Source organism: Microbacterium sp. zg.Y909, from assembly GCF_024626565.1.
In genome coordinates this window covers 1-3,477 of record NZ_JANJFJ010000436.1, presented here as the reverse complement: position 1 = coordinate 3,477, position 3,477 = coordinate 1, and the positions used below count along the sequence as shown (strand labels likewise).

Genomic DNA, 3,477 nt, shown 5'->3' with positions numbered 1-3,477 from the left:
CGACGGGGTGCGCCGCATCACCGGCGACGTGCGTGACGCCGACGCGGTGCGCGCCGCGGTCGGCGAGGGCGTCGACGTCGTCGCGGACTTCCTCTCGTTCGTGCCCGAGCACGTCGAAACGGTGCTCGAGGCTGTCGAGGGCCGCGTCGGGCAGTACATCTACATCAGCTCGGCATCCGCCTACGAGAAGCCCCCGCGCTACCTGCCGGTCACCGAGTCGACTCCCCTGCGCAACCCGTTCTGGCAGTACTCCCGCGACAAGATCGCCTGCGAGGACCTGCTGGTCGGCGCCCATCGCGACCGGGCGCTTCCGGAGACGATCGTGCGGCCGTCGCACACCTACGACGAGAGGATGATCCCGACGACGGGCGGCTGGACCGACATCGCCCGCCTGCGCGCCGGCAAGCCGGTCGTGATCCACGGTGACGGCACGAGCCTGTGGACGATCACCCACTCGGACGATTTCGCCGTCGCCTTCACGGGCCTGCTCGGCAACCCGGCCGCGATCGGCGACGCCTTCACCATCACCGGCACGCACGCCCCGACCTGGAACCAGATCTACGGCTGGCTGGCGGATGCCGCCGGCGTCACCGACCCGCGCTTCGTGCACGTGGCGAGCGACACGATCGCCGCGGCGCTGCCCGACGTCGGTCCCTCGCTCGTGGGCGACAAGGCGCACTCGATGGTCTTCGACAACGCGAAGGTCACGCGCCTGGCGCCCGACTTCCGCACGACCGTGACGTTCGACGAGGGCGCCCGCCGCATCGTGGCTTTCTACGACGCGCACCCCGACCGTCAGCGTGTCGACGAGAAGCTGGATGCCGCCTTCGACGCCCTGGCTGCCTCCGCCGAGCGCGGGGGCACGGCGGGCTGACCGTCAGACTGCCGCGGCGCGCCGCACCTCGGCGACCACCTCGGCCGGCGAGCCTCGCCACGGTACTCCGTGCCCGGGCAGCACCCATTCGGCATCCAGGTCGGCGAGGCGGTCGAGCGATGCCATCGCGCGCTCGGGCTCGTCGGTGAAGGGTGCCGGCTGGGCACCGGCGCGGCCGGTGAGCACGTGCCGGGTCGTCAGCGCGTCGCCGACGAACACCGCGGCGACCGCGGGGACGTGCACCGCGATACTCCCCGGCGAGTGGCCCGGCATGCCGATGACGCGGGGAGATCCGGGAAGGTCCAGCACCGCGCCGTCGGCCACCGGCAAGACCTCGGTGAGGTAGCGGGTGCGGATGCCGTTCTTGCGCAGCGCGTAGGCGAAGAATCCGACCAGCGGCGCGAGCCGCATCGGACCCATTGGCGTCTTGGGCTTGTCGCCCCCGCGGGCGCGATCGGCATCGTCGGTGTGCACGTAGACGGGGATGTCGAGCTCGCGGCGCAGGCGCTCGGCGAAGCCGATGTGGTCGCTGTCGCCGTGCGTGAGCACCACTCCCCGGATGTCGGCGAGTGGCCGACCGAGGTCGGCGAGCTCGGTGACCAGGTCTTTCCAGTGCCCGGGCAGACCGGCGTCGACGAGGGTGATCCCCTCGGGCGTCACCACGAGGTGGGCCGCGACGATGTCGTTGCCGATGCGGTGCAGGTTCGGTGCGAGTCGCATGAGGACTCCTTCTTCCTTTGAGCTAAGCTATTGTTCGTAGCCATCATAGCTTAGCACCGTAGCCATCACAGGAGGCCCCCGCATGCCCACCCCGGAACGCACGTCGCTGCCCGCCATCGTCGCGGCCGCACGCGACCTGCTGGAAGAGGGTGGCGCGACCCGGGTCAGCATGCAGGCCGTCGCCGAGCGGGTGGGAGTGCGGGCCCCGTCGCTGTACAAGCGGGTACGCGACCGCGACGCGCTGCTGCAGCTCGTGGTCGAGGCAACGGTCACCGATCTCGGGGCGCACCTCGCGGCATCCGACGGCACGCTCGCTGGCCTGGCGCGGGCGTATCGCGCCTTCGGGCACGCGCGCCCCCAGGCGTTCCGGCTCATGTACGCGTCGTCGCCGGAGCAGCTCTCCCTCGAGCGGGCGAGCGAGCCGGTGCTGCACGCGGCGCGCGCGGCCGTCGGCAACGAGCGCGCCCTCGACGCCGCGCGCCTGCTGACGGCGTGGGCCACCGGCTTCGTCAGCATGGAACTCGCGGGAGCCTTCCGGCTCGGCGGCGACATCGACGCCGCCTTCGATTACGGGCTCGACCGACTGGACGCCGCGCTTTGCGAGTAGACCTTCGCTGTCGCGGTCGCCGCGCCGCGTCGGCGAGCTGCCAGTCCTCGTAGCGCCTGCCGGGGAAGGCCGGGCAGGCGTCGCCGCGGCCCATCGTGATCACGACGTCGGCTTGACGTCCGCGTCAGGCAGCGGGACCCGCGTCAGGCTCCGAAACCGGCGCTGCGCCCCGCCTGCGCGCGAGCGCCTGGGCCGACGGGTCAGGGGTGTAAGCGAGCTCGTGAATCGCGCGGGTCACCGCCTCCCACACCGCGAAACTCACCCGCGGATCGTGATTGATCACACGCGAGACTGTCGATCGCGACACGTGGGCTGCCGTGGCGACATCCTCGATCGTGGGTGCTTTCTCGACGCTCATCGATTGACCTCCAAGACGTGGCGTACCCCTTGTACGTCGAATCATGAGCACGGGCATCGACATTCGTGCGTCGGTGCCCTGCGGATACTTACGGCGTTGCGTCGTTCTCCCCGCGGGCGAGTGCTGAGTATGCCGAGCTGAGTTCTCGCCAGCGGTCGAGCCAGCTTCCGGGCTCGCCGCCCGCCACAAGCGCCTCCAGGTCTTCCGTGTGCGCCTGCCATCCCGCCCAGTGATCCGCGTACTCCGCCAGGGGCAGCCCACGCTCCTCGATCACCAGCCGCGTGCCGTCGCCGTCGGGCGTGAGCACAACCTCGATGGTCGTGGGTTCGCTTCCCTCTTCCCACGTGCGCACGCGCAGGTGCCCGGGTGCGTCGCAGATCTCGACCGTGCCCGAACCGCTCCAGCCACTCGTGAAGCGCGCGCGGGCACACGACGGGCGAACGCGTCGGATCACGGGAAGAGGAGGATCATGAGTGCGATGAGCGATAGCCGCTGGGAAGAGATACCGGGCGCCCCTCCCCGAGGCGGAACCGTCGTGGCACTCGGGCCCCACCTGCGACACTCCCTGATCGCGTATCTCGCCGGCCCGAGGCACGTCCAGCGGGTGCCCCGCCGGCTCGGGGACGTCGTGGAGCAGGTGCACGGTGAGCCGCCGACCTCTCGGCGACCGAGCGACGCTGAGAGAGATGAGATCCAGAGCCGTCTTGTGGAGTTCCTGGCGGAGTTCGGCATCCCTGCTCCCCCCGCAGACGATGAGTGGAGGCTTTACCTGCCTCCCGGGGTCTGCGAGGACGACCTTTGGGCGGCGGTCAACGGACCGGAAGTCCGTCATGAGTCCGAGGCGAGCCCCCCGGAGGTTCTCGCGGATTTGCGGACGCAGCTGAAGCGTCTTCTCGGGCCGCTGGCATGATCACAGCA

At 70.5% G+C, this 3,477-nt stretch carries 6 protein-coding genes and 1 pseudogene; 3 read left to right on the top strand and 4 right to left on the bottom strand.

Going from position 1 to position 3,477, the window contains the following annotated elements:
* On the top strand, window positions 1-874 hold an 874-nt coding region (locus NQ160_RS20875; RefSeq protein ID WP_306853907.1), incomplete at its 5' end, for an NAD-dependent epimerase/dehydratase family protein.
* Between the two features lie 3 nt (window positions 875-877).
* Here NQ160_RS20875 and NQ160_RS20870 read toward each other — a convergent pair.
* The gene (locus NQ160_RS20870; protein WP_257517000.1) at window positions 878-1,594 is read right to left on the bottom strand and encodes an MBL fold metallo-hydrolase; all 717 of its coding nucleotides are present in this window, start codon (window positions 1,592-1,594) and stop codon (window positions 878-880) included.
* A gap of 82 nt (window positions 1,595-1,676) precedes the next feature.
* Here NQ160_RS20870 and NQ160_RS20865 point away from each other — a divergent pair, with 82 nt between their 5' ends.
* The gene (locus NQ160_RS20865) at window positions 1,677-2,201 is read left to right on the top strand and encodes a TetR/AcrR family transcriptional regulator (protein ID WP_257516999.1); all 525 of its coding nucleotides are present in this window, start codon (window positions 1,677-1,679) and stop codon (window positions 2,199-2,201) included.
* On the opposite strand, the pseudogene NQ160_RS25015 reads toward NQ160_RS20865, so the two are convergent.
* The 3 genes and pseudogenes from NQ160_RS25015 to NQ160_RS25010 all read right to left on the bottom strand — a co-directional run.
* A pseudogene (locus tag NQ160_RS25015) lies at window positions 2,104-2,319 on the bottom strand (hypothetical protein); the annotation flags it as partial. The gene NQ160_RS20865 and the pseudogene NQ160_RS25015 sit on opposite strands and share 98 nt — an antisense overlap.
* A 6-nt stretch (window positions 2,320-2,325) precedes the next feature.
* Window positions 2,326-2,559, bottom strand: a complete 234-nt coding sequence (locus NQ160_RS20855; RefSeq protein ID WP_257516998.1) for a LacI family DNA-binding transcriptional regulator — start codon at window positions 2,557-2,559, stop codon at window positions 2,326-2,328.
* 88 nt (window positions 2,560-2,647) lie between these two features.
* Window positions 2,648-3,013: an SRPBCC domain-containing protein gene (locus NQ160_RS25010; RefSeq protein WP_374113693.1), complete on the bottom strand. Its 366-nt coding sequence runs from the start codon at window positions 3,011-3,013 to the stop codon at window positions 2,648-2,650.
* A 15-nt stretch (window positions 3,014-3,028) separates the two neighbouring features.
* Between NQ160_RS25010 and NQ160_RS25005 the strand changes: the two genes are divergently transcribed.
* Window positions 3,029-3,469: a DUF5956 family protein gene (locus NQ160_RS25005; protein ID WP_374113692.1), complete on the top strand. Its 441-nt coding sequence runs from the start codon at window positions 3,029-3,031 to the stop codon at window positions 3,467-3,469.
* Window positions 3,470-3,477 lie beyond the last annotated feature (8 nt).